The organism is Actinoplanes sp. CA-051413, from assembly GCF_050955795.1.
Taxonomy (GTDB): domain Bacteria; phylum Actinomycetota; class Actinomycetes; order Mycobacteriales; family Micromonosporaceae; genus Actinoplanes.
Genome location: NZ_CP192100.1, coordinates 7392041 through 7417878, shown reverse-complemented (window position 1 = coordinate 7417878; position 25838 = coordinate 7392041). Strand labels below are relative to the sequence as shown.

Below are 25838 nucleotides of genomic sequence, written 5' to 3'. Positions count from 1 at the left end.
CCGTTCGGGCAGGTCGGGCTGCCGATCGGTCAGGCGGCGGTCGCGGCCCACATGGCGGTGAACGCGGCCGCCTCCCCGGCCAGCCAGCTCTCCACGTCGCCCGGGCGGGCTCCCGGGTCGATCCGGTGGGTGGTGCCGCGGCGCAGGTCGACCAGCACCGGCTCGGCGTTGGGCAGGATCTGGTCCATGTGGCGGGCCATCAGGTGCAGGGTCGCGGTGACGGCCTCCGGGGTGGGCGGCTGCTCGTCGAAGTGCAGCCGGACAGCCTCGCGCCGGCCGTCCTCGTACCGCAGGCCGAAGTGGGGGTTGATCTTGACTGCCAGCGGGCCGACCGAGGCGAGCGCGTCGCGGGTCTGCGCGAGGCCGACGCCCTCCGGGTCGCCGAGGGAGTGCAGGTAGGTCGTCGCCCCGGCGCTGACCGCCTCGTAGAGCGGCTTCCACCGCGGCTTGACGAGGTCGACGACCCCGTTGAGGTAGCTGCCGCCGGTGCGGAACGCGATGTCGGCCTTGAGGGCCTTGACGAGCTGGCCGTGCGGGTTGAAGCCGGTGCGCCGCTCGCGCTGGCGGCGCAGTCCGCCGACGAAGGTGGCCTTCGCCGGCCCGGTGCGGGCGACGTAGCGGGTGAAACCGAGCATCGTCGCGTAGGGCGGGATCAGGGTGGTGGAACTGGTCGAAACGGGCGTCGTCAAGGTGATCTCCCCGCAGCTCAGCGCTTGTTTTAGTACACACATACTAATCGACGGGTACGACATTCCCCAAGGGCTGCCGTGACCGTGCGGGTGCGTTCCGTAATCACGACATACTGGAGCGATGGCCCTGCTCCGTGTTGACTTCTCGTCCGAGACTCTCGCGCTCGGCACCTCGATGACCGTCGTGCTGCCCGAGCGGGCGAGCACCCAGATCGGCATCACCGGTCACGACACCGCCGCGCCGCCGCCGGTGCTCTATCTGCTGCACGGACTGACCGACGACGACACCGCCTGGACCCGCTACACCTCGCTCGAGCGGTACGCCGCCGCCCGCGGCCTGGCCGTGGTCATGCCCCAGGTGCACCGCAGCTTCTACGCCGACGAGACGCACGGGTCCCGGTTCTTCGCGTTCCTGTCCGAGGAGCTGCCGGCGGTGGTGTCGTCGTTCTTCCGGGTCTCGACCCGCCGCGAGGACACCTTCGTGGCCGGCCTGTCGATGGGCGGCTACGGCGCGCTGAAGTGGGCCCTGCGCGAGCCGCGACGCTTCGCCGCCGCGGCCAGCCTCTCCGGTGCCCTCGACGTGGCCGGCATGCAGCAGCACGACGACCGCCCTCACATCGAGGAGCTGCTGGGCCGGGTCTTCGACCGCCCGCTGGCCGGCACCGATGACGACCTGCTGCACCTGGTCGCCACCGCTGACCGCCGGGAACTGCCCCGGCTCATGCTCCGGTGCGGCACCGAGGACCACCTGCGCGCCGCCAACGAGCGCTTTGTGGCGGCCTGCCGCGAACACGGCGTCGACCTCGACGCCGCGTTCGGACCGGGTGCGCACGAGTGGGGTTACTGGGACGCCGAGATCCAGACCGTCCTGGACTGGCTACCCCTGAAGAACTAGGGCTGGAGGGCGCCGGCCATCCGGGCCTGCTCCTCGAGGACCTCGTTCATCCGGGCCTGGACCGCGTCCATCTGCCCGATCGTGTCGCTGGTGGTCAGGATGCCGGCGGACACCGTACGGGCGCTGTTCTGGATCCCGGTGATCTGCTCGGCGACCCGCTGGGTGGCCTCGGCGGTCTCCCGGGCCAGGTCCTTGACCTCGCCCGCCACCACCGCGAAGCCGCGGCCGACCTCACCGGCCCGGGCGGCCTCGATGGTCGCGTTGAGGGCGAGCAGATTGGTCTGGTCGGCGATCGACGAAATGATCTTGATGACGTCGCCGATGGCCGTGGAGGCGTTGCCCAGGGCCTCGACCTCGTGGGTCATGTCCGAGGCGCGGTTCACCGCGTCCTGGGCCACCCGGGTCGCGTCGTCGCTGGCCGCGCGCAGCCGCGAGACGGTGTCCAGCAGGGCCCGGGCGCTCTCCTGGGCCGCCTCCGTCGCTCGCACGATGTCGAGCCGCTGCGACACCAGCTGCGCCACGTTGCGCAGGGCGGACGCCCGGGACTCGGACAGGTCGATGAACTCGGAGGTGAAGAAGTCCATCGTGCCGATGATGCGGCCGTGGCTCACGATCGGGAAACAGACCCCGGACCGGACCCCGGCGCGCTGCGCGGCGGGCGCCCGGACGCAGTCGGTGAGCTCGCCGATGTCGCGGACGAAGACCAGGTCCTTGGCGCGCCAGGCCCGGCCGGACAGGCCGACGCCCTCGGCGAAGGTGGCGGCCAGCGTCACCTTGCGGAACTCGTCGCCGGCCGAGCCGGACTCGACCTGGAAGCGCAGCACGTGCTCCTGGTCGTCGACCTCCCAGTACGACCCGTACGCCCAGCCGAACGACGTGCGCACCGAGTCCAGCGCGATCCGCAGGGCCGCCGAGGAGTCGGTCGCGTCGCCGAGCGAGGTGACCACGTTGGTCACCGCGAGCCGGTCGTCGGCGATCTGGCGCAGTTCGGCGGTGGCGACGGCGTTGAACCGGGCCTGCTCGGCGATCCGGGCGATCGACGCCCACTTCTCGCTGCGCGGCCCGTCGATGTAGAGCGGCTCGGCCGAGTAGTACTCCAGCACCGCGACCTGCTGATTGCGGTGCATGACGGGGATCACCACCGCGGCCGCCATGCCGGCCCGGCCCGCCGCCTGGCAGCGCCGGCAGTCGGCGCAGTCGGCCATCGAGCTCAGGTACACGAACTGCTTCGTGCGCCAGGCCTTGCCGACCAGGCCGACCTCGGCCGGTACGGGACCGGCGGGCACCGCGGACCGCAGCTCGCCGGTGATCGGGCCGGTCTCGTACTCGATGCAGACGTTGCCCTTGCCGTCGGGCAGCCAGACCGCGCCGTAGCTGAAGTTGTGCGACTGGACCGTGCTGTCCACCGTGATCCGCCAGGTCGACGCCAGATCCTGGGCCCGCTCGAGATCCGTGATCAGCTTCTCGAGGCTCTCGACGTCACGAGGGACCGGGCGCAGCGCCGGTCCGTCCGACCGCCGCGTGAGAAATGGTGCCACCGCGAAACCCCCATGCCTGACCGTCGCCGTTCGACGCACCTCACATCATCAGACAGTTCGGGCAAACCGGGGTGGGATTGCGCGAAGCCGGTGCGGGCTCAGCCCTGGTCGTTGTCGCGGCTCTGCTCGGCCAGGAAGCGCTCGAGCTCGGCGCCGAGCTCCTCGGCGGTCGGCAGCGGCCCGCTCGACTCGGCCAGCAGGTTGCCCTGCCGTCCGCGCAGGAACGCGTCGTACTGCTCCTCCAGCGACAGCACCAGCCGGCTGGCCTGCTCGTCGTCGGCGACCTGCTTGTCGACCTCCTGGCGGACGACCAGGGCGGCCTCGCGGAGCCGGCCGGTGGGCAGGGCCAGCCCGGTGGTCCGGGAGACGGAGTCCAGCAGCAGCTCGGCGGCGGCCGGGTACGTGGTCTGGGCCAGGTAGTGCGGCACGTGGGCGGCGTACCCCATGGCGTCGTGCCCGGACTCGCCCAGCCGGAACTCCAGCAGGTTGCCGACGCTCGCCGGGACCTGGACGCGCTGCAGCCAGGACTCGCGGTCGCCGAGCAGGCGCTGGTCGGTGGCGTGCGCGGTGACGCTCACCGGGCGGGTGTGCGGCACGGCCATCGGGATGGCGTTGAGGCCGACGGTCAGGTTGACCCCGAAGCGCTCGATCAGGCCGGTCACGGCGGCGATGAAGCGTTCCCACTGCAGGTCCGGCTCGGGGCCCGCGAGCAGCAGGAACGGGGTGCCCAGCTGGTCGCGGACGAGGTGCAGGGCCAGGCTCGGCTCCTCGTAGCTCTCCCAGTGGTCCTCGACGAAGATCATGGAGGGCCGGCGGGACCGGTAGTCGAGCAACTGGTCGATGTCGAAGGTCGCCAGGACCTGGGTGTCCAGGTGCTCCAGCAGATGTTCGCGGGAGAGCTGGATCGCGCTCCCGGCGTCGACGAACCCGGTCAGCGCCTGCACGAGCACCGGCTCGTCCAGGTCGGGCAGGTCGTCGGCCAACTCGTAGAGCCCTTGTGGGTCGAGCACGCTGCGGACCTCCTCGAGATGCGCCCGCGGGGGCGGGCCATGTGATGGGAACACCGGGCCGCGCGTGTTCATTCCTGCTCCCGCGCGCGAGGATCGGTGCATGTCTGATCTTTCCCTACGGCCGATGGTGCCCGGTGACGCGGCGGCCGTCGTCGCGATCTACCAGGCGGCGCTCGACGGCGGAGACGCCAGCTTCGAGACGACGGCGCCGGACTGGGCCGCCTTCGACGCGGGCCGGCTGGCGGATCACCGCTGGGTCGCCGAGGCCGGCGGCGCCGTCCTGGGCTGGGTCGCTGTCACCAGGGTCTCACCCCGGCCGGTGTACGCGGGAGTCGTCGAGCACAGCGTCTACGTCGACGCCGGGGCCCAGGGCCGGGGCGTGGGCCGGGCGCTGTTGCAACGGCTGTTCACCTCGACCGAGGCGGCCGGCATCTGGACCATCCAGTCCGGCGTCTTCCCGGAGAACGAGGCCAGCCTGGCGCTGCACCGGCGTACCGGGTTCCGGGTGATCGGCACCCGGGAACGCGTCGGTCGGCACCACGGCCGCTGGCGGGACGTCGTGCTGCTGGAACGGCGCAGCCCGGTGGTGGTGTGACTGGGCTCAGACGGCGAGCACCCGGGCGGCTTCGAGGTGGTCGGTGACCTGCTGCGGGGACAGCGGGCGGGAGAAGTGGTATCCCTGCGCGAAGCGGTAGCCCAGCCGGTACAACGTCTCCGCCTGCTCGGCCGTCTCCACGCCCTCGGCGATGGCCTGCAGGTGCAGCCCGTTGGTGATCTGGATCATGGCGGTGGCGATCACCGCCTCCTCCGAGCGCCCGCCGATGCCGTCCACGAAGGACTTGTCGACCTTGAGGGTGTCGGCCGGGCAGGTACGCAGCAGCCCGAGTGACGAGTGCCCGGTGCCGAAGTCGTCCAGCGCCACCTTGACCCCGAGCGTGACCAGGCTCTGCAACGTGTCCAGGGCCACACCGCCGTCGAACACCGCGGTCTCGGTGACCTCGACGACCAGCTTCTCCGGATCGAAGCCGCTGTCCGCGAGCGCCGCCCGTACGTCCGCGGCGAAGCCCGGCTCCCGCAGCTGCCGGGCCGACACGTTGACGCCGATCTCGCCGGGCGCCCCCGATCCGAAGACGTCCTGCCACTCGGCGGCCTGGCGCAGCGCGGTCCGCAGGATCCAGTCGCCCAGCGGCACGATCAGGCCGGTGCGCTCGGCGATCGGGATGAACACGTCCGGGCCGATGAATCCGCGCTCGGCGTGCTTCCAGCGGATCAGCGTCTCCAGCGACGTCCACTCGCCGTCGGGCAGCGAGACGATCGGCTGGTAGACCAGCGTGAAGTCGCCGTTGTCCAGCGCCTGACGCAGTTCGGCGCCGAGCTGGGCGTCGGCCGCCTGGTCCTGCTCGAGGCGGGCGTCGTAGACCGCGTGCCGGCCCTTGCCGCGCTCCTTGGCGGCGTACATCGCCAGGTCGGCGCGGCGCAGCAGCTCCTGCGGGCTGGCCTCCGGCCACACCTCGGCGAGCCCGATGCTGGCCTTGACCAGCAGGTCGTAGCCCAGGGCGTGCACCGGGCGGGTCAGCGACTCGGCGATGCGGTCCAGCACCTCGGTCGCCTCGGCCAGGCGCAGCCCGCGCAGCAGCAGGCCGAACTCGTCGCCGCCGAGACGGGCCACGGCGTCGTCCTCGCGGACCGCCTCGCGCAGCCGCTGCGCGACCACCACCAGCAGGGCGTCGCCGACGGCGTGGCCGAGCCGGTCGTTGATCGCCTTGAAGTCGTCGAGGTCGATCAGGGCCAGGCTCAGGGTGTCGACCGCCCCGGCCCCGGTCTCAGCCAGCGCCGCCCGGGTCTGCTGCTCGAACAGGGTGCGGTTGGCCAGGTCGGTGAGCGCGTCGTGGGTGGCGCGGTGGGTGAGCCGGCGCTGGTAGCCGTTGAGCTCGACCAGGTTGGCGTCCACCCGGCCGAGCAGCCGGCCGTTCTCGGACAGCGCGTTGACCTGGCGCAGCACGACCAGCGCGGTCAGCAGCACCGCGGCCAGCGCGACGATGAGCACGGCCCCGCCGGCCTGGCTGCTGACCGTCAGCAGCAGGGCGTCGGTGGCCGCGACGGCCAGGTAGGGCACCACGCTGAAGGGCCGGCGGCGGCGCTCGGGCTGCGGGACCCCGGCGGCCCGGCGCTGCCGGTCGGCGGCGAACGCCACGAACAGCAGCGTCGCCGGCACGAACATCTGCGAGCCGCTCAGGCCCGGGTGCAGGTCGAACAGCAGGGGGAACAGCCCGCCGCCGACGGCGCCGACCGCCGCCGCGGCCGCGAGCAGCCGCAGGGCGATCCGGTCCACGCCGCCGAAGCCGCTGAGCGCGACCTTGACGAAGGCCAGCGAGCCGACCAGGCCCAGGGCCATCAGCATGATCACCGGTACGGCGGCCGGCCCCTCGGCGTCCCAGGCGTTGACCACCTGCACCAGCATGTACCAGGAGAAGATGCCGACCGTGATGCTGATCGTCGCGGCGTCGAGCAGGAAGCGGACCATGATCCGGTCCTTGCTCTCCCGCTTGGCCATCGGCAGCCGCAGCAGGGCCCAGAGCAGCACCAGCATGGCCAGCGCGTAGCAGATCGAGGTGGGCACGTCGTGCTGCTGGTCCAGCCGGCCGGGGTGCAGCACGGTGAAGCGGGCATCGCCGGCCAGGCCCAGCACGATCAGGACGCAGACCACCGCCAGCGAGCGCCACACCCGCCGGGTCACCCGGTCCAGCCCGGGCGTGAAGGCGGTACGCCAGCAGGCCCAGCCCGCGATCGCGGTACCGATCATGGCGGGCATCCAGCCCCACACCACCTGGCTGCGCTGCGCGGCGAAGTTCGCCGCGAAGACGCCGATCGACACGACCAGTACGGCGACAGCAGTGATCAGCATCGGCGTCGGCCGCAGCCGTTCCACCTGCTGTTCTTCGCCCGTCGTCATGCGTGCGTCGTCCTTCCGCCGCGGATGGGTGCCTGCGCAGGGCTCATCGGTCGCCCGGTGGACGGGATGAGCGAAAACCGGGGCGGCGAGCGTCACCGGACGGACGCGCAGCGTGGGATCCGGCCAACCGTTGCCGTGCACGTGCAGCTGCACGGCACAATGGAACGAGATCCGCCTCTCGACCCCTCGGAGTGATCTGGTGACCGATCCCGCCGTACCCGCCCTCCCGACCCCGCCGAACGCCTCTGACCAGGGCCCCGACCCGACCGGCCCACCCGGGACGCTGTGGGCCCGGATGAAGGCCGACCCGCAGTACGCCCCGGAGCACCTCGCCCTGGAGGCGGTCCGCCGGCTCGGCCCCGAGGCGCAGCGCTGGGCCGAGCGGGCCCGCTCCGAACACCCTGGCCTGACCCCGGACGAGCTGGCCCAGCAAGTGGTCAAGCGGTTCACCAACCACGCGCGGCTCTCCGGTGCCGTCTCCGGTGCCACCGGCCTGCCCGGCGCGGTCGTCGACGTGGGCGTGCTCGCGTGGACGCAGGCGCGGATGGTGCTGCACATGGCCGCCGCGTACGGCGTCGACCCGACGGGCCCGGACCGTGCCACCGACCTGCTGGTGCTGCAACGGGTGCACAAGGCCGCCGAGACCGCCCGGCTCGCGCTCGGCGTGGCGGCGGGCCGGGAACGCGCCAGCCGGCTCTTCGCCACCAGTGCCGGCCAGCCGCTGTCCGGGGTCATGGTCAAGCTCGGCGTCAAGCTGGCCCAGATGGCCGGCGTCCGGGCGGCCCGGCGGATGGCCGCCAAGGTCATCCCGGGTGCGGCGGTCGTGCTCGGCACGTGGGCGAACTCCGCCGCGACCAAGGACCTGGCCCGGCGCACCACGGAGCTCTACCGCCGTTCCTAAAGTCGGCGTGAACGTTGTCGATGATTGCTCCTGTGAAGGACAGGGACACGAACTCCGGAGGGCGCTTGCCGCTGCGCAAGCGCTGGCTCCTGCTGTTGGTGACCCCGTTGGTGCTCACCGGTTGCAGCCTGTTCACCGCGCCCAGCGCCAAGAAGAGCGGTGGCACGGACATCACCTCCGAGGTGACCGGCAGTGACCAGTGGCTCGTCGTGGCCCAGGGCAGCGCCACGCCGACCCCGCAGCCGAGCAGCGGCGTCTCGCCGGCCCCGACCGCGACCAGCAGCGGCTTCCTGCCGCTGCCCCCGGTGGTGCGGCCCACCCCGTCGGCCACGTGTGCCCGGGACACCCCGCACTTCAACAAGATCAACGCACTGGCCGTCACGCCGGGCACCACCTCGGCCACGGTGAACTGGTACAACGTCGGCGGCTACAACATCGTCGAGTTCCGGATCACCGCGATCAGCCAGGACCTGAAACTCGGCAAGCAGCGTGACATCGGCTTCGTGAGGGTCAAGCCGGGCAACCCGTGCGGCTTCCTGAGCGCCACAGTGTCCGGCCTCGACCGCAGGACCGGCTATGTCTTCACGGTCGACGCGGTGGTGACCCGCCGCAGTGGCGACGGCACCCATGCTGCGACGGTCTTCCGCTCGTCGGTGGTCTACACCAAGTAGCGTCGTTGTCTATACCAAGTAGTCAGCCAGCGTGCGTTCCGGGCGGTAGCCCAGCGCCCGGGCCCGGCCCAGCTCCAGGACCATCCCGTCGGTGAGTTGGTCGACGGCATAGCGGGTCAGGGCCGGTGACACCGCGGCCAGCGCCCGGATCGGCCCGGCCGGCACGTGCCGCACCGGCACGCGCAGGGCCCGGGCGAAAACTTCGTCGCGCCGGTACGGCCGCTCGTCGGCGATGTTGTACGCACCCCCGGGCCACCCCACCGCCGCCAGGCACGCAGCCGCCAGATTCTCCACCGCCGTCAGGCTCATCGCCACGTCAGGCCCCGGCAGCCACGCCCGGCCCCCGCGCACCACCCGGCGCAGGCGCGGCACCAGATGCCGGTCGCCGTCGCCGTAGACCGCCCGTGGGCGCAGTGCCACCGCGCCGGCGGCCAGAGCGAGTCGTTCCCCGGCTGCCTTGGTCCGCCCGTACACGCCCCGGTGCCCGTCGACGGGATGATCCTCGGACACCGGCGTCCGGTACGGGCCCGGGCGGTAGACGCTGGCGCTGCTCACCCAGACCAGGGGCCGGCCGTCCGCCGCTCGCAGCAGCCGGGCGGTCCCGTCCACGTTCACGGCCCGGAACGCCGCCTCGGTCCGGCGCCCCGGCCTGGGGTCACCGACAGCGGCGGCCAGGTGGACCACGGCATCCGCGCCGGTCAGGTCGGGCAGCTCACGGGCGGCGTCCCAGGGAACGTGGCGGCCGATCGGACCGGGGCGGCGGCCCAGGCAGAGCACGTCGTGCCCGTGGGCCGCGGCGAGGCGGGCGACGGCTGCGCCACAGAAGCCGGACGCGCCGGTGACAGCTAGCCGCATGTCGCCCGTACCGTCAAGGAACGCCAGCCCGGCAGCGCCGCGCGCCGATCGGGCCGGGCCCGGACCACCACCGGGCGCAGCGGGGCGAGCGCCTGGAGCAGGTCGGTGAGCTGGGTGCGGGCCAGCCGGGCGCCGGGGCAGGCGTGCGGGCCGACGCCGAAGACGAGCTGGGCGATGTGCGCCGGCGCAGGCGCACCCGGGTCGGGGTCGAGGTGGTGAGCGCCGACCGCGTGCCGGGCGATGAGCAGCATCCGGTCGCCGGCGCGGACCGGGCAGCCACCGGAGGTCGTCGGCAGGCGACCGGGCGCGGCGGCGACGCGGGGCAGCAACGGGGTCGGAGCGGTGACCCGCAGCAGCTCGGAGGCCAGGGCGGGGCTGCCGGCGTACCCCCAGAGGTCGGCGTCCGCGGCCCAGGCCGCGGCCCGCGGCAGTGCGGCGACCGTCGTGTTGACCGCGGCCACTGCCAGCATCACGGCCAGGCCGGCCTCGGGCCCACCGCCCGGCGCGACCAGCGCGGACAGCCGGTCGGTCGCCGCCCGGGCCCGGGTCAGGGCCCGGCGCCGGCCCGGACCCGGCAGGTGCGAGCGGGCTGCCGTCGCGGCCGCCTCGCGGGCCGCCGCGGCCAGCGCGGGGCCGTCCACCTCCAGGCCGAGCAGCGCCGCCGCGGTCGTGCCGGCCAGTTCCGTCACCACCGGTACGAGATCAACGGTCTCGCCGTCCGTCAGCGGCTTGAGCCCGCGGTCGAGCACCTCCGTCCAGATCGGGCGCAACCGGGCCACCGCGGCCGCTCCCAGCGCGTCGGCCGTGCCCCGCCGGGCCTGCCGGTGCTCGTCGCCGTGCTGGTCGAACAGCAGGTCACCGCCGGTGAGCCGGCCCGCGGCCCCGCCGGTGGTGCCCTCGGCGGTGCGGTCCAGCGGGATCCGGGTCAGCCCGGCCGTGTACGCCTCGGCGTCGTTGATCAGCAGCGTGCCGCCCAGCCGCAGCACCGGCCGCAGGCGTCCCGCGGCGAGCAACGCGAACAGCATCGGATGGCTGCCGAGGTAGACCAGCCGATCCCGGGAACGAGCCCTCATCGCACGTGCACCGCGGCCGGCGCGGGCCGGTACCGCCGGTCCCAGTGCCACAGCAGTGTGCGGCGGGCACCCCACGCGCGCAGCCGGCGCAGGCTCGACTCGACGACGAGCTGCTCGGCCCGCACCACCCGCGCACTGTGCCGACGGGCCCGGTTGAGCATCGTCACGTCCTCCGCGCCGTCGCCGAGGGCCTCCCGCGGGGTGCCGCCGCAACGCTCGTAGAGCTCCGCGGTGATCGCCACGTTGTGCCCGTGGACCAGCACGAACGGGCACCGGTAGGCCGGGGAGCGGTGCCGCCACCGGCCATAACGGGCGGCCAGCCGGACAACGGCCGGATAGAGGTGCCGCTCGGCGAGACTCGGCCCCTCGTCGCGGCGCGGCACACTGCGACCGCACACCAGGTCGGCCTCGTCCAGCAGCAGCCGGGCGGTCGCCACCCAGTCCCGGGCCGGCAGACAGTCGGCGTCGGTGCGCAGCAGCCGGGTCGCACCACCGGCGATGGCATGCCGGAAACCGGTGTCGGCGGCCGTGCCCGCACCCGGCTCGGGCTCGTGCAGAACCACCACGTCACCGGGGTGGCCCGCGGCGATCGCGGCCGTGCCGTCGGTCGAGCCGTTGTCCACCACGACCAGGGTGAAGTCCTGATCGGACTGTGCCGCCAGCGCCGCCAGCAACCCCGGTAGCAGCGCGGCCTCGTTGTAGGCCGGCACGATCACGGCGAGGTCCCTCATGCGCCGGCCGCCAGCCGGGCCGCCGCCGCGCGATCGGGCTTACGGGACCGCCCGGCCAGTGGCACCTCGGCGAGCACGACCGCGTCCGGCCGGGCCGAACCCATCCGGGCCAGCGGCTCGCGCAACGCGGCCCGTACGGCCTCCGGCGCGGCACCGGCCGCGGGCTGCACCACGGCCACGACCCGCTCGTCGCCGTCGCCCGCCGGTACGCCCACAATCACCGCCAGCTCGACGCCGGGGACGTGCAGCGCGGGCTCGTACAGGCCGGGGTAGATGTTCTCGGCGCCGCGCAGGATCATGTCCTTGCACCGGCCGCCGAGCACCACCGTGCGGCCGTCGAGCCGGCCGATGTCCCCAGTCGCCACCCACGGCTGCGACGGCTCGCCGAGATAGCGGTCCGCCGCGTTGGCCCCGGCGAGCAGCAGCTGACCGTCGTCGTCGACCCGGGCGCGTACCCCCGGGAGCAGCTCACCCACGAGATCGCCCGGCCCGGTGAAGGCGGCTTTGGTGGCGCTCTCCACCGCGGCGGCCGGGAAGACCTCGGTGAGGGCGTACACGCCCCAGGCCTGCTCCGCGCCCGCGCGCCGAACCGCGGCCAGCAGCCCGGCGCTGACCGGGGCCGATCCGCTGTAGACCCGCCCGGTGAAGCGGGCGCCGGTGGCCAGAGCGGCCCGCAGCTGCGGCGGCGTCAGATAGGTGGCCTGCGGCGCGAGCCGCGCGAGCTGCCGGACCAATGTCTTCGGCCGGTGCGCCGGCAACGCCACGGGCGCGCCGCCGGCCAGCGACGGGACCAGCACGAAGAAGGTGCCACCCAGCACCGGACGGCCGGGCACGGGAAGGACCAGGTCGCGGACCGCCCGCATGCCGGCGGAGACGCTCGCCCGGGTGTGCACGACCGCGCGCGGCCGGCTGGTGGTGCCCGAGGTGAAGACCACCACCGCGTCGCCGTCGCCGTCGAAGCCCGCCGGTGCCGGTCCGCTCGCCGGGGCCAGGCCGGGCGCGGTGCCGGGCAGCCGCCGCCCGATGGTGACCGTGGGCGCCAGCGCGGCCAGGTCAGGCAGGGCCAGGTGGGCCCGGCGGGCCAGGGGAGCGGCCCAGCCGGCGACCGCCTGCGCGGCCGCGTCGGCCAGCACCAGCCGCGGCGCGGCCAGCCGCAGCCGGGACAGCAGCACCTCCGGGCCGGCGGTCGGGTCCAGCACCGCGATCCGCAGACCCAGGTGGTACGCCGCCAGCAGCACCGCCAAGGACCGTGGCCCCGGGCGCACGGCGATGCCGACGGTGTCCCCGGCCACCAGCCCGCGCGCGTGCAGGGCGGCGGCGTATCCGCTGGTCAGCCGGGACAGGTCGGCGCGGGTGGCGCGGACCACGGTCTGCCCGGTGCGCCGCGCGCCGAGCACGGCCGGCCGGGTGTCGTCGTCCCGCAGGCCCGCGATGAGCTCGCCGAGCATCAGCGGGGGTCCGCCGTGAGCGCGCCGCTGCCGCGGTCGAGATACCACTTGGCGGTGCCGACGATCCCGTACGCGGCCAGCCGCCGGGTGGAATTCTCCACCACCATCGCGCGGCTGTGCCGGATCGCCGTCGTGCTGCGGCGGACCCGGTTGAGGAAGGTGCGGTCGGTGGGGGACGGGCGCCGGGGCATGCCGCCACAGGCCTCGTACAGGTGGGCGGTGATGGCCATGTTGTTGCCCGCGTGCATCCGGTAGGGCGCGCGGTAGCCGTCCGCGCGGTGCGCCGGCCGCAGCCGCCCGAAGGTCGCCGCGAGTGCCACCAGTAGCCGAAAGAGCGCCCGCCCGGCCGGGCCGTGCTCGTCGCGGCGCGCGGTGATCCGCCCGCACATCAGCCCGGCGCCGCCGGTCAGCCCGGCCCGGGCCGCCGCCAGCCAGCCGGGCCGGGGCAGGCAGTCCGCATCCGTACGGGCGAGCATGGTGGCCCCGGCCGCGATCGCGTGCCGGAAACCGGTGTCGACGGCGCAGCCGACGCCCTTCTCCGGCTCGATGAGCACGTGCACGGGGAACGGCGCGACGAAAGCGCGCGCGATGGCCGGCGTGTCGTCGGCCGAGCCGTTGTCCACCACCAGCAGCTCAAAATCGGTGTCGGTCTGGGCCGCCAGCGCCGCCAGGGTCTGACCGATCCGCCCGGCCTCGTTGTACGCCGGCACGATCACCCACAGCGCGGTCACGACACCTCCCAGATCATGGTCATCAGGCTCACGCCGCCACCCAGCCCGACCAGCAGCACCTTGTCGCCGGTGCGGAGCCCCGGACGCACCCGGTCGAGCTGGACGCCCAGCGTGGCGCTGGCCATGTTTCCCAGCTCCGGCACGGTCACCTCGAGCTTGTCCACGGGCACGCCGGCCACCTCCACGAACCGCTGGAGATAGGGCAGCGTCACCTGGTGCACCAGCACCCGGGCGTAGTCGTCCCAGCCCAGGCCGGTGCGGTGGTGGACGCGTTCGACCAGGCCGAGCCCGATCTTCTCGAAGACGCCGCGCAGCTTGTGCCCGTCGCCGGTGAAGTAGGTGTGCTCGTCACCGCGCGGATGCCGCGAGCCGCCGCCGAAGATCCCGCCCACCGCCCAGTGCTGCGAGTGCGTCTCGGCGTCCACGTCCAGGATGCCGCCGGTGGCCACCGGCTCGACCAGCACGGCCGCCCCGGCGTCGCCGAAGGTGTAGCCGGCGAACGCCTGCCGGGCCTGGCGCATGCCGTCCAGCCGGGGCCGCATCGCCCGGGTCGGGGTCTCGCCGGTCACCACCAGCGCCCGGCGGGCCCGCCCGGCCAGGATCATCGACCGGGCCAGGTCGATGCCGTTGAGGAAGCTGTTGCAGGCGTTGGTCACGTCCAGGGCGTGCGCCCGGCCACCCAGCGCAGCCTGCACGACGTGCGCGGTGGCCGGCTCGGCCATGTCCCGGGTCGCCGAGGCGAACAGCAGCAGGTCCACGTCCAGCGCGTCCAGGCCGGCCTGCTCGAGGACCTGGCGGCCGGCGGCCACGGCCAGGTCGGAGGCGTACTCGCCGTCGGCGGCGACGCGACGGGTGGTGATGCCGGTGGCCTGCGCGAACATCCCGGCCGGCAACGGCAGGCCGCCGGCCACCCTCGCCTGGAGATCGTCGGTCGTCATCCGCTGCTCGGGCAGGCAACTGGCCACGGCGGTGATACCCACGCGGGGAACGGTCGTCGTCATGGGCGCCAGCCTTCAGCAGTGCCGGGGTCCGCGGCGTGAGTAGAACGGCTCATTCTTCCTAGGCCCGGCGACCAGGACCAGGGTCGCAGAGGGTGGGAGGCGCCACAGGGCGTCGCGGGCGGACTTCTCTAAGCTTCCGGGCATGGAACCCATCGTCGACACGGTCGTGCTCGTGGCGATCTCCGTGCTCGGCGCGGCGCTCGCCCGGCGGCTCGGCTTCATCGCGCCCCTGGTCCTGCTGGTGGCGGGCCTCGGCCTGTCCTTCGTCCCCGGCCTGCCGGAGGTGGAGATCGAGCCGGAGCTGGTGCTGATCGGCATCCTGCCGCCCCTGCTCTACGTCGCCGCGCTGCAGACCAACGTGGTCGCCTTCCGCCGCGCCCTGCGCCCGATCCTGCTGCTCGCGGTCGGGCTGGTCGTGCTGACCGCGTTCGCCGTCGGCTTCGTCGTGCACGCGCTGCTGCCCGAGGTGCCGCTGTCCGCCTGCATCGCGCTCGGGGCGGTGGTGGCGCCGCCCGACGCGGTCTCGGCGACGGCGATCGCCCGCCGCATCGGCCTGCCCCGCCGGGTGGTCACCATCCTCGAGGGCGAGAGCCTGCTCAACGACGCGTCCGCGCTGGTGCTCGTGCGGATCTCGGTCGGCGCGCTGCTCGGCTCGGCCGTCGGCTTCTGGGAGATCGCCGGCGAGGTCGCGCTCAAGGCGGGCGGCGGGGTGCTCATCGGCTTCGCGGCCGCGATGGGCGCCGCCTGGCTGCACAAGCGGATCGAGGACTCGCTGCTCGACGACGCGGTGTCGCTGCTCACCCCGTTCGTCGTGGTGATCGTGGCCGAGCGGCTGCACACCTCCAGCATCGTGGCGGTCGTCGTGGCCGGGCTCTACCTGGGCCACCGGATCCCGTACCTGCTGTCGGCGACCTCGCGGCTGCAGATGGACGCGGTCTGGCGGCTGATCACGTTCCTGCTCGAAGGTGTGGTCTTCCTGCTGGTCGGTCTGCAGATCCGCGACCTGATCAGCCGGATCGAACGCGACCTGGCCACCACGGTCACGGTCACCGCCGCGGTGTTCCTGACCCTGGTGCTGGTCCGGTTCGCATGGATGTATCCGGCCACGTACCTGGCCAGGCTGATCCCCCGGGTCCGGGCCCGGGAGGAACGCCCGCCGCCGAGCGTGCCCACGGTGATCGCCTGGGCCGGCATGCGCGGCGTGGTCACCCTGGCCGCGGCGCTGACCCTGCCGCTCAACAAGGACGTGCCCAACGCCGACTACCCGCGTGAGCTGTTCGTCTTCGTGGCCTTCGCGATCATCGTGCTCACCCTGCTGATCCAGGGACCCACCCTGCCGGTGCTGGCCCGGCGGCTCGGCGTCAAGGAGGACACCACCGCCGAGGACGCCCTGGCCGAGGCGGCGGTGCAGCACGCGGCGAGCCGCGCGGCGCTGGAACGGCTGGACGCCGCGGCCGACGGCGCACCCCGGTCCGTGGTCGACCGGCTGCGGGCGCTGACCGACAGCCGGGCCAACAACGCCTGGGAACGGCTGGGCAGTCAGACGCAGGAGACCCCGTCGGCGGCGTACGGTCGGCTGCGTCGGGAGATGATTACCGCTGAGCGCCACGTCTTCAAGATCGCCCGCAACGAGGGGCGCATCTCCGAGGAGGTGCTCACCCGCGCCCAGCGCGACCTCGATTTGGAAGAGTCCCAGCTGAACCGGAGTGACGATTGACCTGCCAGCACCTGAAGGAAGCCGGGGAACCGACACCGCAGGCGCCGTACGAGGGCGGTTGCCCCGAGTGCGTGGCCGACGGCCACCGCGACTGGGTGCACCTGCGCCTCTGCCTGGACTGCGGCTACGTGGCCTGCTGCGACTCGTCGCCGCGCCGGCACATGTCCGCCCACTACGAAACGGATGGCCACCCGGTGATGCGCTCCTACGAGCCGGGCGAGAACTGGAAGTGGTGCTTCGTTGACGACGTGCTCGGCGCCTGAGCCCCGATGAGGACCCTCTTCGTCGGGGCCGGCGCGACCGGTGGCTACTTCGGCGGCCGGCTGGCCGAGGCGGGCCGGGACATCACGTTCCTGGTCCGCCCGGCCCGCGCGGCCACGCTGGCCGAGCGCGGCCTGCGGATCCACTCCCCGGCCGGGGACAGCACCATCCCGGTCAGGACGGTCACGGCGGGGGAGATCGACGGCCCGTACGACCTGATCGTGCTCGCGGTGAAGAGCTACGGCCTGGACGGGGCCCTGAACGACCTGAAACCGGCGGTGGGACCGGAGACGGTGATCGTCCCGCTGCTCAACGGCATGCGGCACATCGACGCGCTGATCTCGGCGTTCGGATCCGGCCACGTGTACGGCGGCGTGTGCATGATCGCCGGCACGCTGACCGACGAGGGTGACGTGGTGCAGCTCACCGGGTTGCAGAGGCTCGCGTACGGCCCGCTGGACGGCGGCCCGGACCCGCGCCTGCCCGCGGTGACCGAAGCGCTGTCGGGGGCGGAGTTCGACTCCGAGGGCACGACCACGGTCACCCAGCAGATGTGGGAGAAGTGGCTGTTCCTGGCCAGCCTCGGGGTGGTGACGACGCTGATGCGCAGCCCGGTGAGCGAGGTGCTGGCGGCGCCGGGCGGCCCGGCCTTCACCGACCGGGTGATCGCTGAAGCGGTCGCCATCGTGACGGCAGCGGGCCACCCGCCGCGCGAGCAGGCATTGACGTTCCTGCGCGGCAGCATCACCAACGCCCGCAAAGTCCCGACGACCTCGTCGATGTACCGCGACATGCAGGCGGGCCGGCCGGTCGAAGCCGACGCGATCGTGGGAGACCTGGTCGCCCACGCGGAGCGGCTGGGCGTGGACGCGCCGTTGTACGCGGCGGCGTACACGAATCTGTCGGTCTACTCCCGTGGCAGGACCGGCTGACCGCAGCCGTATGCTTCGCAGTCCTTGATCGGAAAGGACCGCCGTGTACGACCCGCCGCAGCCCTCATGGGGCGCGCCGTCTCCTCCGCCACCGCCCGGGTACCAGGGCTCGACCGCCATTGCCGTGACGGCCCGCTACTCGTGGCTGACCTTCATGCTGGGCCTGTTCAAGCCGTACCTGGCGATCAACGGCCAGCCGGTCACTGCCCGCTGGGGGCGGACCGTCGTGCCGGTGCCGCCCGGTCAGCACCACGTCCACATGCACGTGCCGTACCTGCTGCCGTCGCGGATCGGCACCGCCGACACGGTGGTGCCGGTCCATCCCGGCCAGGTGGCCGAGGTGGAGTACCGCGCACCGGCGATCGCCCTGCTCGACGGCGCGATCGGACCGGCGCCGCAGAAGTACCGCGGCCTGCCGGCGGCGATCGCGCTGGTGGTGGTTCCGCTGGTCCTGCTGCTGTGCGTGTGCGGCGGCCTCGGCGTGGCGGCGCTGCTCGACAACGCGGAATCCGACACCCCGGTGGCGCGACCCACCGCCGTTTCGCCGATCCCGGCCCGGCCGACGGAACTTGCTCCGGGCGCGACGGAGGCGGTCCCGTCGAGCAAGCCCACCTTGCGGTCCGCGCCGGACCGCAAGCTGATCGGTCCGGCCTACGCCGCCGGGGACGACACGTACACGATGGCGTTCAACGGGTGGCCGTTCGCGTTCCGCACGCCCGGCACCTGGGGGTGCGTGGCCGGCCGGGTCAGCCTCCCGGAGGCGCAGGCCCGGGTGTGCATCGACGAGGGCAACCCGGGAAGCGGACAACGGGTGCAGATCATGCTGCGGCCGTGCCCGGCACCCTGCGGACCGGCGGAGCGGGAGCGGCTCACCACGGAGTGGTTCGATCCGGGCGCGAAGAGCCGGGCGTACGACGAGAGCACCTGGTACGTGGAGACGCCGAAGGACGCCAAGGGGCGGTACACCCTCGACATGAGCCACTTCTTCACGACCTCCGGCGGGGCGTGGCAGGTGGGGGTGGGGGCGTTCGCCCCGCCGGCGCAGAAGGCGGTCGTTCAGAAGATCTTCAACGACGTGCTGAGCCAGACCGCCTGACGGGTCATGGTCGTCAGCCGGGCAGCAGGCTGCGCTCTCCACCGTGGACAGCCACCACGGTCCCGTTGACGTAGCTGCTGCGCGGCCCGACCAGGAACAGCACGACATCCGCGATCTCCTCCGGATCGCCGATCCGGCCGCGCGCGGTCAGCTGATCCATCGCGTCCGGGTAGGCGGCCAGCAGGGGTGCCGTACCCGGGGTGCGCACGGGCCCGGAGGAGACCCCGTTGACCCGGATGCCGGCGCCGCCGAACTCGGTGGCCCAGTAGCGGGTCAACGTCTCCAGCGCGGCCTTCGACGCACCGTAGGCCGCCCCGACCGGTGCGACCGAGGTGGCGGCGGTCGAGCTGATGTTGACGATCGCGCCCTGCCCCCGCTTGACCATGCCCGGAACCAACGCCCCGACCAGCTGGAACGGCGCCCGGGTGTTGACCGCCAGGTGCCGGTCGAAGCTGTCCGCGCTGGTGCCGGGGGTGGAGGTGAACTCGTACACCCCGGCGTTGTTGACCAGGATGTCCACTTCACCGGCCTCGGCCGCCAGCCGCTCGACGTCCCCGGCAGCGGAAAGGTCGGCGGCGACGAACCGTGCCCGGCCGCCCCGCTCGGCGATGGCTGACACCAGCTCAGCCCCGCGCTGTGCGTCCCGGCCGTGCACCACGACCTCAGCCCCGTTCTCCGCGAGCCGCACCGCGACGGCCCGGCCGATGCCCGCCGTGGCCCCGGTCACCAGGGCTGTTTTTCCTTTTAGACCAGACATGTGACTCCGTTCTGGGTTGGTGAACCCATTCCTACCCGGGCTTTTTGGGTTGCGCAACCCAGTCCGTTAGGCTGGGCGTGTGACATTGACCCGCAAAGGGCAGGCGACCAGGGAACGCATCCTCGAAGCGGCGACCGAGCTGATCGCCCAGCACGGCGTGGCCGGCACGAGCACGGAGGACGTACGGAAGGCGGCCGGCATCAGCGGGTCGCAGCTGTACCACTACTTCGACAGCAAGCAGGCCCTGATCAGGGCGGTCATCACCCGCCAGGCCGAAGCGCCCCTGACCCCCGGCCAGCCGATCATGGGGGCGCTGGACAGCTTCGACGCGCTGCGGGCCTGGGCCGATGCCGCGATCGAACACCAGGAGCACAACAGCGGGCGGGGCGAATGCACGCTGACGTCGCTGGCGGGGGAGCTGGGCCCGACCGACGAAGCGACCCGCGAAGACCTGTGCAACGCCTTCCAGCGCTGGCAGTCCCTGCTGCACGACGGCTTGCAAGCGATGCGCGAACGGGGTGAGTTGCGGCCGGAGGCTGATCTCGACGAGCTGTCGATGGCTTTGCTGACGGCGCTTCAGGGAGGCAGCGTCCTCAGTCAGACTCTGCGAACTGCTGAACCGATGCGGGTGTCGATGAAGGCGGGGCTTGCGTTCGTCCACTCCTTCACGGCCTGATCCCGCGTCGGTGCGTGGTCGCCCGGCTCTGGCGACGAGGTCGGGTCGCGGCGCGGAGGGCATCCGCGCGGGAAGTCGGTGAAGTCTGAAGATCGAGCACGCGCCTTTGCGCGGCCCGGTCGGCTCGGTGTGGCCCGGCGCCGCGCGGCGGCGTTTTCTGGCGCCGCGCCGCGGGTTGCTCTGACTGGCGTGGCCTGAATGCCTCGGTGAGGCTGTCTCGGTGTGGCTTGGCTTGGGGCCGCGCGGTCCCGACGGGCGGCCTGGTCTGGCCTGGCCTGGCCTGGCTCAGCATTGCCTGGCGCGGAGCGGCCTGGCCATACGGCGTGGTCTGGCCCGCGTGGCCTGGCGCGCAGTGGCCTGGCCACACGGCGTGGCTCGGCCCGCGTGGCTCGGCCCGCGTGGCCCGGCCGGCGTGGCCCGGCCGGCGTGGCCCGGCTGGCGTGGCCCGGCTGGCGTGGCCCAGCCCGCGTGGCCCAGGCCAAGCCGGGCTGGCCGACGTGGCCCGGCTGGGGTGGCCCGGCTGGGGTGGCCCAGTCCGCGTGACTCAGGCCAAGCCGGGCTGGCCGGCGTGGCCCGGCTGGGGTGGCCCGGCTGGCGTGGCCCGGCTGGCGTGGCCCGGCCCGCATGGCCCGGCGCAAGCCGGGCTGGCCCGATGCGGCGCGCTGTGGTGACTTGGTCCGCTGCCCAGCCAATGCGAAAGCCGAGCCAATTGCAGTCCAAGCTGCGACCAAGACGCTCCTGACCCCAACGGCCGCGCGCTGCGGATAAGCCGATCCGACCGGGCGGGACCCGGAAGGCCCGACAGTTCAGCGGCGGTTGTAGAGGCGCATCGTCAGCGTGCCGAAGACCAGCACGAAGGCCGCGCTGGCTAGGAGGGTCCAGGTGATCTCGGGCATGTTCCAGTTGCCGGCCATCATGGAGCGGACGCCCGTCACCAGGTGGCTGATCGGGTTGATCTCGACGAAGGCCTGCAGCCAGCCCGGCATTGTGCGCGGGTCCACGAAGACGTTGCTCAGGAAGGTCAGGGGCATCAGGACCAGCATGCTGACGCCCATCACCGACTTTTCTGAGCGCAGCAGGAGGCCGAACATCGTCCAGACCCAGGAGAAGGCGAAGGAGAAGATCACCAGGAGGGCGATCGCTGAGACCACGCCCATCACGCCGCCGGCGGGGCGGAAGCCCAGGGCCAGGCCCACGCACATGATGACGGTGGCCGCCAGGATGTAGCGGAGGACGTCGCCGAAGATCATGCCGACCAGGGCGGCGGGGCGCCAGACCGGGAGGGTGCGGAAGCGGTCGAAGACGCCTTTCTCGATGTCGGTGTTCAGGCCCACGCCGGTGTACATGGTGATCATCACGACGCTGGTGACCATGATGCCGGGGAGGAAGAACTGCAGGTAGTCGCGGGTGGAGCCGGCCAGCGCGCCGCCGAACAGGTACGTGAACATCAGCGTCATGATGATCGGGAACGCGGTGACGTCGAAGAGCTGCTCGGGGACGTGCTTGATCTTCAGGATCGCGCGCCAGCCGAAGGTCAGGGACGCCGACAGGGCGCTCGGGCGCTGGGGGCGTTCGCCGCGGGTCAGCACCGCTGCCAGGGTCTCGGCGGACGGGGTGTAGGCGGTGGGCGCTTCCGGGGTGCTGGTCGTGGTGCTCATGCCGTGACCTCCTGCGGCTGCTCGGCCGGCCGGTCGGTGAGGGCCAGGAACACTTCGTCGAGGCTGGGCTGGCCGAGGGCGAAGTCGTCGACCACGATCCCGGCGGCGGCCAAGGCAGCCAGCGCCCGGGCGGCTCGCTCGGCGGCGCCCTGCTCGGAGCCCTCCGCCCGCGCGGTCAGGGCCACCGGGTCGGCGTCCAGCTCGACCGCTGTTTCCAGGGTGGTGGCCAGGACGCGCTCGGCGGCACCGCGCTGCGCGGCGTCGCGGATCCGGACGTGGATCGTGCCCGCGCCGACCGAGGACTTCAGCTCGCCCGGCGTGCCCTCGGCGATGACCCGGCCGTGGTCGATCACCGCGATCCGGCCGGCCAGCCGGTCGGCCTCGTCGAGATATTGCGTGGTCAGCAGAACCGTGGTGCCGTTGGCGACCACCACCCGGATGATGTCCCAGACCTGGTTGCGGCTGCGCGGGTCGAGGCCCGTCGTCGGCTCGTCGAGGAACAGCAGGTCCGGCGTGTTGAGGATGCTCGCGCCGATGTCCAGCCGGCGGCGCATGCCGCCGGAATACTTCTTCACCTGTCGGTCGGCGGCGTCGGTCAGGCCGAACGCCTCCAGCAGCTGCGCGGCGCGCTCGCGGGCCCGGGGCCGGGAGTGACCGAGCAGGCGGGCCAGCAGGACGAGGTTTTCCGTGCCGGTCAGGTCCTCGTCGACCGAGGCGTACTGACCGGTGAGGCTGACCCGGGCCCGGACGGCGTCGGCCTCGGACACGATGTCGTTGCCGAACACCCGGGCGCTGCCACCGTCGGGTCTCAGCAGGGTGGCGAGCATGCGCACCACCGTGGTCTTGCCTGCTCCGTTGGGGCCCAGCAGGCCGTAGACGGTGCCGGCCGGCACCGTCAGGTCGACGCCGTCGACCGCGCGGTTGTCCCCGAAGGTCTTGACGAGCTCCGAGGTCTCGATGGCCGGTGCACTCATGCCAGCATGGTGCCGTACCCCTGTGACATTTTTCGGGAAGTGGCCAGCACGTCCTCGGCCGCCCGGGTGACCTTGCCGTCGGCGCCGGCCGCCGCGTAGACCGCCACCGTGTCGGCCGCGATCGCCGGCCACGCGAAGTCCTCGCGGACCCGGCGCCGGCCGCGCCGGGCCAGGCGGCGGGCGTAGTCGCGGTCGGCCAGGACGGATCCCACCGATTCGGCCAGCGATGCCGGGTCCTGCGGGGCGAAGCGCACCCCGGTCACGCCGTGCTCGACGATCTCGGCCAGCCGGTACGCGTCCTCGACCAGCACCCCGTCACTGAGCTGCGTGGTGCGCAGAGCCGGACCGTCGGCGTGGCGTTCGCCGTGCGCGTCGCGCCACGTGCACATGGCGGCCACAGCCAGCCCGACCGGCTCCGGGGCGCTGACCACCCGGTGCACGACGGCCAGCGACGGTGACCCGTGGGCCATGGCGAGTTCCCGCTCGATCACGATGTCGACGACCCGCCAGCGCCAGCGCGGTAGCCCGTCCACGAGTGAGAAGGTCTCGAGGAGGCGGTAGCCCTGCGGGGCGATCGCGCCGGACTGCCACTCGTGGGTGTAGAGCGGTACGTGCGCCCCGGACGGCAGGGTGAGCGTCAGGTCGAGCGCCACCAGCCCGACCCGGCGTACGGCGGTCACCGGATCGGCCACTGTCAGCAGCGCGTGATAGCGGCGGGTGCGCAGGCCGGACGCGGTGCCCGAGGCGAAACCGCCCAGTCCGTCGGTGACCAGCCACTCATGCTCGGCCCCGCCGTCCGCCGCGAGCGAACCACAGGTCTGCGGTCCGAGAATGATCGGCATCGTCATGCGGGAAGCTCACTCAGTGGCACGACCGGCTCAATGCTCATTGTGGATCACGTTAAACCACCCATTTCGTGGCATGTACTCAGCGAAAGGGGGAAGTCTCAGTGGGTAACCGGACAGTCGCCGGGACGCCGGCAGCCCCATCGGTGAGAATGACCGCTGACACGGCCGCGCAGGATTGAGCTTCGCCCGGGCGGGGAAGACACGGGCCCGCCCAGCGGTGAGGCCCTCGCGGCCGCAGGGCACCGACGGTCGAGGGTGGGAGCAGCACATGCAGGTGTGGCCGGGTCACCGGTATCCACTGGGCGCGACGTACGACGGCACGGGCACCAACTTCGCGATCTTCTCGGAGGTCGCCGAGGCGGTGGAGCTGTGCCTGTTCGATCCGTCGGGCAACGAGCGGAAGGTACAGCTGCACGAGCAGGACGCCTTCGTCTGGCACGCCTATCTGCCCGGGGTCGAGCCCGGCCAGCGCTACGGCTACCGGGTCTACGGCCCGTACGACCCGTCGCGCGGTCTGCGGTGCAACCCGCACAAGCTGCTGCTGGACCCGTACGCGCGGGCGGTCGACGCCGACATCGCGTGGCATCCCTCGCTGTACGCCTACGACTTCGACAACCCGGACGAGATGTCGGACCTCGACTCGGCGCCGCACATGGCCAAGGGTGTCGTGGTCAACCCGTACTTCGACTGGGGCAACGACCGGCGCCCGGACATCCCGTACCACCACTCGGTGATCTACGAGACGCACGTCAAGGGCCTGACCGAGCGGCACCCCGAGGTCCCCAAGGACATGCGCGGCACGTACGCCGCCCTGGGCCACCCGGCGATCATCGAGCACCTCAAGCAGCTCGGAGTGACCGCTGTCGAGCTGATGCCGGTGCACCAGTTCGTGCACGACAACCGGCTGGCCGACCTGGGGCTGCGCAACTACTGGGGTTACAACACGCTCGGGTTCTTCGCGCCGTACCACGGGTATTCGGCCATGGGCTCGCTCGGCCAGCAGACCAGCGAGTTCCGGGCCATGGTCAAGGCGCTGCACATGGCCGGGATGGAAGTCATCCTCGACGTGGTCTACAACCACACGGCGGAGGGCAACCACCTCGGGCCGACGCTGAGCCTCAAGGGCATCGACAACCGGACCTACTACCGTCTGGTCGACGATCAGCCCAATTTCTACATGGACTACACGGGTACGGGTAACAGCCTCAACGTGCGCAGCCCGCAGAGCCTCCAGCTGATCATGGACTCGCTGCGGTACTGGGTGACCGAGATGCACGTCGACGGTTTCCGCTTCGACCTCGCCTCCACCCTGGCCCGCGAGTTCTACGACGTGGACCGGCTCTCCACCTTCTTCGAGGTGGTCCAGCAGGACCCGGTGGTCGGGCAGGTCAAGCTCATCGCCGAGCCCTGGGACGTCGGCCCGGGCGGCTACCAGGTCGGCAACTTCCCGCCGAACTGGACCGAGTGGAACGGCAAGTACCGCGACACCGTGCGCGACTTCTGGCGCGGTGAGCCGGCCACCCTGGCCGAGTTCGCCAGCCGCATCACCGGCTCGGCCGACCTCTACCAGGACGACGGCCGCAAGCCGTTCCACTCGATCAACTTCGTGACCGCGCACGACGGCTTCACCCTCAACGACCTGGTCTCGTACAACGACAAGCACAACGAGGCCAACAACGAGGAGAACCGCGACGGCGAGAGCCACAACCGGTCCTGGAACTGCGGCACCGAGGGCCCGACCGACGACAAGCAGGTGCTGCAGCTGCGGGCCAAGCAGCGGCGCAACTTCCTGGCCACGCTGATGCTCAGCCAGGGCGTGCCGATGATCTCGCACGGCGACGAGCTGGGCCGCACCCAGCAGGGCAACAACAACGCGTACTGCCAGGACAACGAGATCAGCTGGATCGACTGGGACAACGCCGACGAGACGCTGCTGGAGTTCACCCGCAAGCTGACCGCGTTCCGGCACCGCCACCAGGTCTTCCAGCGCCGCCGGTTCTTCACCGGCCTGCCGGTGACCGCGCGCGGCGGCGGCGACCCGCTGCCGGACCTGGAGTGGTTCACCCCGGACGGCCGACAGATGGCCGGCGACGACTGGGGCAACGACTTCGGGCGCGCGGTGGCGCTGTTCGTCAACGGTGAGGGCATCCGCGAGCGCGGCCAGTACGGCCAGCGCCACGTGGACAGCTCCTTCCTGCTCTTCTTCAACGCCCACGACGCGCCCATCGAGTTCCACACGCCCCCCACGGAGTACGGCGAGAAGTGGGAGAAGGTCATCGAGACCGCCGAGCCGTCGCCGGACCGGCCCTCGGTCGTCGAGGCGGGCTCCTCCATCCTCGTGCCGGACCGCTCGCTCATCGTCTTGGACAGGACGGTTTAAATTGCCCTCATCCGACCACCCCACCGCCGCCCTTAACCGGACT

At 72.5% G+C, this 25838-nt stretch carries 24 protein-coding genes; 10 read left to right on the top strand and 14 right to left on the bottom strand.

Going from position 1 to position 25838, the window contains the following annotated elements:
• Positions 1 to 29: 29 nt before the first annotated feature.
• Positions 30 to 635, bottom strand: a complete 606-nt coding sequence (locus ACQP2Y_RS34930) for a hypothetical protein (protein WP_433732182.1) — start codon at positions 633 to 635, stop codon at positions 30 to 32.
• Positions 636 to 810: 175 nt separating this feature from the next.
• On the opposite strand from ACQP2Y_RS34930, the gene ACQP2Y_RS34925 reads away from it, so the two are divergent.
• Positions 811 to 1584, top strand: coding sequence for an alpha/beta hydrolase (locus tag ACQP2Y_RS34925; RefSeq protein WP_433720241.1), 774 nt, complete (start codon positions 811 to 813; stop codon positions 1582 to 1584).
• Here ACQP2Y_RS34925 and ACQP2Y_RS34920 read toward each other — a convergent pair.
• Positions 1581 to 3122 (bottom strand): GAF domain-containing protein, encoded by a 1542-nt coding sequence (locus ACQP2Y_RS34920; protein ID WP_433720240.1) that lies wholly within the window; start codon positions 3120 to 3122, stop codon positions 1581 to 1583. The two genes, ACQP2Y_RS34925 and ACQP2Y_RS34920, sit on opposite strands and share 4 nt — an antisense overlap.
• Before the next feature lie 98 nt (positions 3123 to 3220).
• Complete coding sequence (locus tag ACQP2Y_RS34915; RefSeq protein ID WP_360553253.1) at positions 3221 to 4132, bottom strand: proteasome assembly chaperone family protein; 912 nt, start codon at positions 4130 to 4132, stop codon at positions 3221 to 3223.
• Positions 4133 to 4232: 100 nt separating this feature from the next.
• On the opposite strand from ACQP2Y_RS34915, the gene ACQP2Y_RS34910 reads away from it, so the two are divergent.
• Positions 4233 to 4727, top strand: coding sequence for an N-acetyltransferase family protein (locus ACQP2Y_RS34910; protein WP_433720238.1), 495 nt, complete (start codon positions 4233 to 4235; stop codon positions 4725 to 4727).
• Between the two features lie 6 nt (positions 4728 to 4733).
• Here the strand turns inward: ACQP2Y_RS34910 and ACQP2Y_RS34905 are convergent, their stop codons facing one another.
• Positions 4734 to 7085 carry a putative bifunctional diguanylate cyclase/phosphodiesterase gene (locus tag ACQP2Y_RS34905; protein ID WP_433720236.1) on the bottom strand — a complete coding sequence of 784 codons (2352 nt, stop codon included), beginning with the start codon at positions 7083 to 7085 and terminating at the stop codon, positions 4734 to 4736.
• A 199-nt stretch (positions 7086 to 7284) separates the two neighbouring features.
• Between ACQP2Y_RS34905 and ACQP2Y_RS34900 the strand changes: the two genes are divergently transcribed.
• Entirely contained in the window at positions 7285 to 7986 is a 702-nt protein-coding gene (locus ACQP2Y_RS34900) for an EcsC family protein (protein ID WP_433720234.1), read from the top strand.
• 32 nt (positions 7987 to 8018) lie between these two features.
• The gene (locus tag ACQP2Y_RS34895; RefSeq protein ID WP_433720232.1) at positions 8019 to 8657 is read left to right on the top strand and encodes a hypothetical protein; all 639 of its coding nucleotides are present in this window, start codon (positions 8019 to 8021) and stop codon (positions 8655 to 8657) included.
• A 9-nt stretch (positions 8658 to 8666) separates the two neighbouring features.
• Here ACQP2Y_RS34895 and ACQP2Y_RS34890 read toward each other — a convergent pair whose 3' ends face one another.
• The 6 genes from ACQP2Y_RS34890 to ACQP2Y_RS34865 are packed head-to-tail and all read right to left on the bottom strand — an operon-like array spanning position 8667 to position 14496.
• Positions 8667 to 9512, bottom strand: a complete 846-nt coding sequence (locus ACQP2Y_RS34890; protein WP_433720230.1) for an NAD-dependent epimerase/dehydratase family protein — start codon at positions 9510 to 9512, stop codon at positions 8667 to 8669.
• The gene (locus ACQP2Y_RS34885; protein WP_433720228.1) at positions 9503 to 10585 is read right to left on the bottom strand and encodes a cytochrome P450; all 1083 of its coding nucleotides are present in this window, start codon (positions 10583 to 10585) and stop codon (positions 9503 to 9505) included. Before ACQP2Y_RS34885 ends, ACQP2Y_RS34890 begins: the two co-directional genes overlap by 10 nt.
• The gene (locus ACQP2Y_RS34880) at positions 10582 to 11316 is read right to left on the bottom strand and encodes a glycosyltransferase family 2 protein (RefSeq protein ID WP_433720226.1); all 735 of its coding nucleotides are present in this window, start codon (positions 11314 to 11316) and stop codon (positions 10582 to 10584) included. The genes ACQP2Y_RS34885 and ACQP2Y_RS34880 overlap by 4 nt, the downstream gene beginning before the upstream one ends.
• A complete protein-coding gene (locus ACQP2Y_RS34875; RefSeq protein WP_433720224.1) occupies positions 11313 to 12764 on the bottom strand; it encodes a class I adenylate-forming enzyme family protein in 1452 nt (483 codons plus the stop codon). Before ACQP2Y_RS34875 ends, ACQP2Y_RS34880 begins: the two co-directional genes overlap by 4 nt.
• Positions 12764 to 13495, bottom strand: coding sequence for a glycosyltransferase family 2 protein (locus ACQP2Y_RS34870; RefSeq protein WP_433720222.1), 732 nt, complete (start codon positions 13493 to 13495; stop codon positions 12764 to 12766). The genes ACQP2Y_RS34875 and ACQP2Y_RS34870 overlap by 1 nt, the downstream gene beginning before the upstream one ends.
• The gene (locus ACQP2Y_RS34865) at positions 13492 to 14496 is read right to left on the bottom strand and encodes a 3-oxoacyl-ACP synthase III family protein (RefSeq protein ID WP_433720220.1); all 1005 of its coding nucleotides are present in this window, start codon (positions 14494 to 14496) and stop codon (positions 13492 to 13494) included. Before ACQP2Y_RS34865 ends, ACQP2Y_RS34870 begins: the two co-directional genes overlap by 4 nt.
• A 142-nt stretch (positions 14497 to 14638) precedes the next feature.
• Between ACQP2Y_RS34865 and ACQP2Y_RS34860 the strand changes: the two genes are divergently transcribed.
• The 4 genes from ACQP2Y_RS34860 (at position 14639) to ACQP2Y_RS34845 (ending at position 18502) form a co-directional block, all read left to right on the top strand.
• Entirely contained in the window at positions 14639 to 16213 is a 1575-nt protein-coding gene (locus tag ACQP2Y_RS34860; protein WP_433720218.1) for a Na+/H+ antiporter, read from the top strand.
• Positions 16210 to 16476, top strand: a complete 267-nt coding sequence (locus tag ACQP2Y_RS34855; RefSeq protein WP_360822314.1) for a UBP-type zinc finger domain-containing protein — start codon at positions 16210 to 16212, stop codon at positions 16474 to 16476. The genes ACQP2Y_RS34860 and ACQP2Y_RS34855 overlap by 4 nt, the downstream gene beginning before the upstream one ends.
• 6 nt (positions 16477 to 16482) lie before the next feature.
• The gene (locus ACQP2Y_RS34850) at positions 16483 to 17406 is read left to right on the top strand and encodes a ketopantoate reductase family protein (protein ID WP_433720216.1); all 924 of its coding nucleotides are present in this window, start codon (positions 16483 to 16485) and stop codon (positions 17404 to 17406) included.
• 124 nt (positions 17407 to 17530) lie between these two features.
• Positions 17531 to 18502 (top strand): hypothetical protein, encoded by a 972-nt coding sequence (locus ACQP2Y_RS34845; RefSeq protein ID WP_433720215.1) that lies wholly within the window; start codon positions 17531 to 17533, stop codon positions 18500 to 18502.
• Positions 18503 to 18515: 13 nt separating this feature from the next.
• Here the strand turns inward: ACQP2Y_RS34845 and ACQP2Y_RS34840 are convergent, their stop codons facing one another.
• Complete coding sequence (locus ACQP2Y_RS34840) at positions 18516 to 19229, bottom strand: SDR family NAD(P)-dependent oxidoreductase (protein WP_433720214.1); 714 nt, start codon at positions 19227 to 19229, stop codon at positions 18516 to 18518.
• A gap of 109 nt (positions 19230 to 19338) precedes the next feature.
• On the opposite strand from ACQP2Y_RS34840, the gene ACQP2Y_RS34835 reads away from it, so the two are divergent.
• Positions 19339 to 19935, top strand: coding sequence for a TetR/AcrR family transcriptional regulator (locus ACQP2Y_RS34835; protein WP_433720213.1), 597 nt, complete (start codon positions 19339 to 19341; stop codon positions 19933 to 19935).
• 806 nt (positions 19936 to 20741) lie between these two features.
• Here ACQP2Y_RS34835 and ACQP2Y_RS34830 read toward each other — a convergent pair.
• From ACQP2Y_RS34830 to ACQP2Y_RS34820, 3 genes are read right to left on the bottom strand one after another with little or no spacing between them, the layout of a single operon-like run.
• Positions 20742 to 21593 (bottom strand): ABC transporter permease, encoded by an 852-nt coding sequence (locus tag ACQP2Y_RS34830; protein WP_433720211.1) that lies wholly within the window; start codon positions 21591 to 21593, stop codon positions 20742 to 20744.
• Entirely contained in the window at positions 21590 to 22567 is a 978-nt protein-coding gene (locus tag ACQP2Y_RS34825) for an ATP-binding cassette domain-containing protein (protein ID WP_433720210.1), read from the bottom strand. Before ACQP2Y_RS34825 ends, ACQP2Y_RS34830 begins: the two co-directional genes overlap by 4 nt.
• The gene (locus ACQP2Y_RS34820; protein WP_433720209.1) at positions 22564 to 23415 is read right to left on the bottom strand and encodes a glycogen debranching enzyme N-terminal domain-containing protein; all 852 of its coding nucleotides are present in this window, start codon (positions 23413 to 23415) and stop codon (positions 22564 to 22566) included. Before ACQP2Y_RS34820 ends, ACQP2Y_RS34825 begins: the two co-directional genes overlap by 4 nt.
• A gap of 268 nt (positions 23416 to 23683) precedes the next feature.
• Here ACQP2Y_RS34820 and glgX point away from each other — a divergent pair, with 268 nt between their 5' ends.
• On the top strand, positions 23684 to 25795 hold the full coding sequence (glgX, locus tag ACQP2Y_RS34815) for a glycogen debranching protein GlgX (RefSeq protein ID WP_433720208.1): 2112 nt from the start codon (positions 23684 to 23686) through the stop codon (positions 25793 to 25795).
• Positions 25796 to 25838 lie beyond the last annotated feature (43 nt).

Coding starts and splice junctions, on each gene's coding strand:
- ACQP2Y_RS34875 (WP_433720224.1), bottom strand. CDS start 12,764: ATGCTCGGCGAGCTCATCGCGGGCCTGCGGGACGACGACACCCGGCCG.
- ACQP2Y_RS34880 (WP_433720226.1), bottom strand. CDS start 11,316: ATGAGGGACCTCGCCGTGATCGTGCCGGCCTACAACGAGGCCGCGCTG.
- glgX (WP_433720208.1), top strand. CDS start 23,684: ATGCAGGTGTGGCCGGGTCACCGGTATCCACTGGGCGCGACGTACGAC.
- ACQP2Y_RS34825 (WP_433720210.1), bottom strand. CDS start 22,567: ATGAGTGCACCGGCCATCGAGACCTCGGAGCTCGTCAAGACCTTCGGG.
- ACQP2Y_RS34905 (WP_433720236.1), bottom strand. CDS start 7,085: ATGACGACGGGCGAAGAACAGCAGGTGGAACGGCTGCGGCCGACGCCG.
- ACQP2Y_RS34925 (WP_433720241.1), top strand. CDS start 811: ATGGCCCTGCTCCGTGTTGACTTCTCGTCCGAGACTCTCGCGCTCGGC.
- ACQP2Y_RS34860 (WP_433720218.1), top strand. CDS start 14,639: ATGGAACCCATCGTCGACACGGTCGTGCTCGTGGCGATCTCCGTGCTC.
- ACQP2Y_RS34910 (WP_433720238.1), top strand. CDS start 4,233: ATGTCTGATCTTTCCCTACGGCCGATGGTGCCCGGTGACGCGGCGGCC.
- ACQP2Y_RS34885 (WP_433720228.1), bottom strand. CDS start 10,585: ATGAGGGCTCGTTCCCGGGATCGGCTGGTCTACCTCGGCAGCCATCCG.
- ACQP2Y_RS34820 (WP_433720209.1), bottom strand. CDS start 23,415: ATGACGATGCCGATCATTCTCGGACCGCAGACCTGTGGTTCGCTCGCG.
- ACQP2Y_RS34865 (WP_433720220.1), bottom strand. CDS start 14,496: ATGACGACGACCGTTCCCCGCGTGGGTATCACCGCCGTGGCCAGTTGC.
- ACQP2Y_RS34830 (WP_433720211.1), bottom strand. CDS start 21,593: ATGAGCACCACGACCAGCACCCCGGAAGCGCCCACCGCCTACACCCCG.
- ACQP2Y_RS34850 (WP_433720216.1), top strand. CDS start 16,483: ATGAGGACCCTCTTCGTCGGGGCCGGCGCGACCGGTGGCTACTTCGGC.
- ACQP2Y_RS34930 (WP_433732182.1), bottom strand. CDS start 635: ATGCTCGGTTTCACCCGCTACGTCGCCCGCACCGGGCCGGCGAAGGCC.
- ACQP2Y_RS34890 (WP_433720230.1), bottom strand. CDS start 9,512: ATGCGGCTAGCTGTCACCGGCGCGTCCGGCTTCTGTGGCGCAGCCGTC.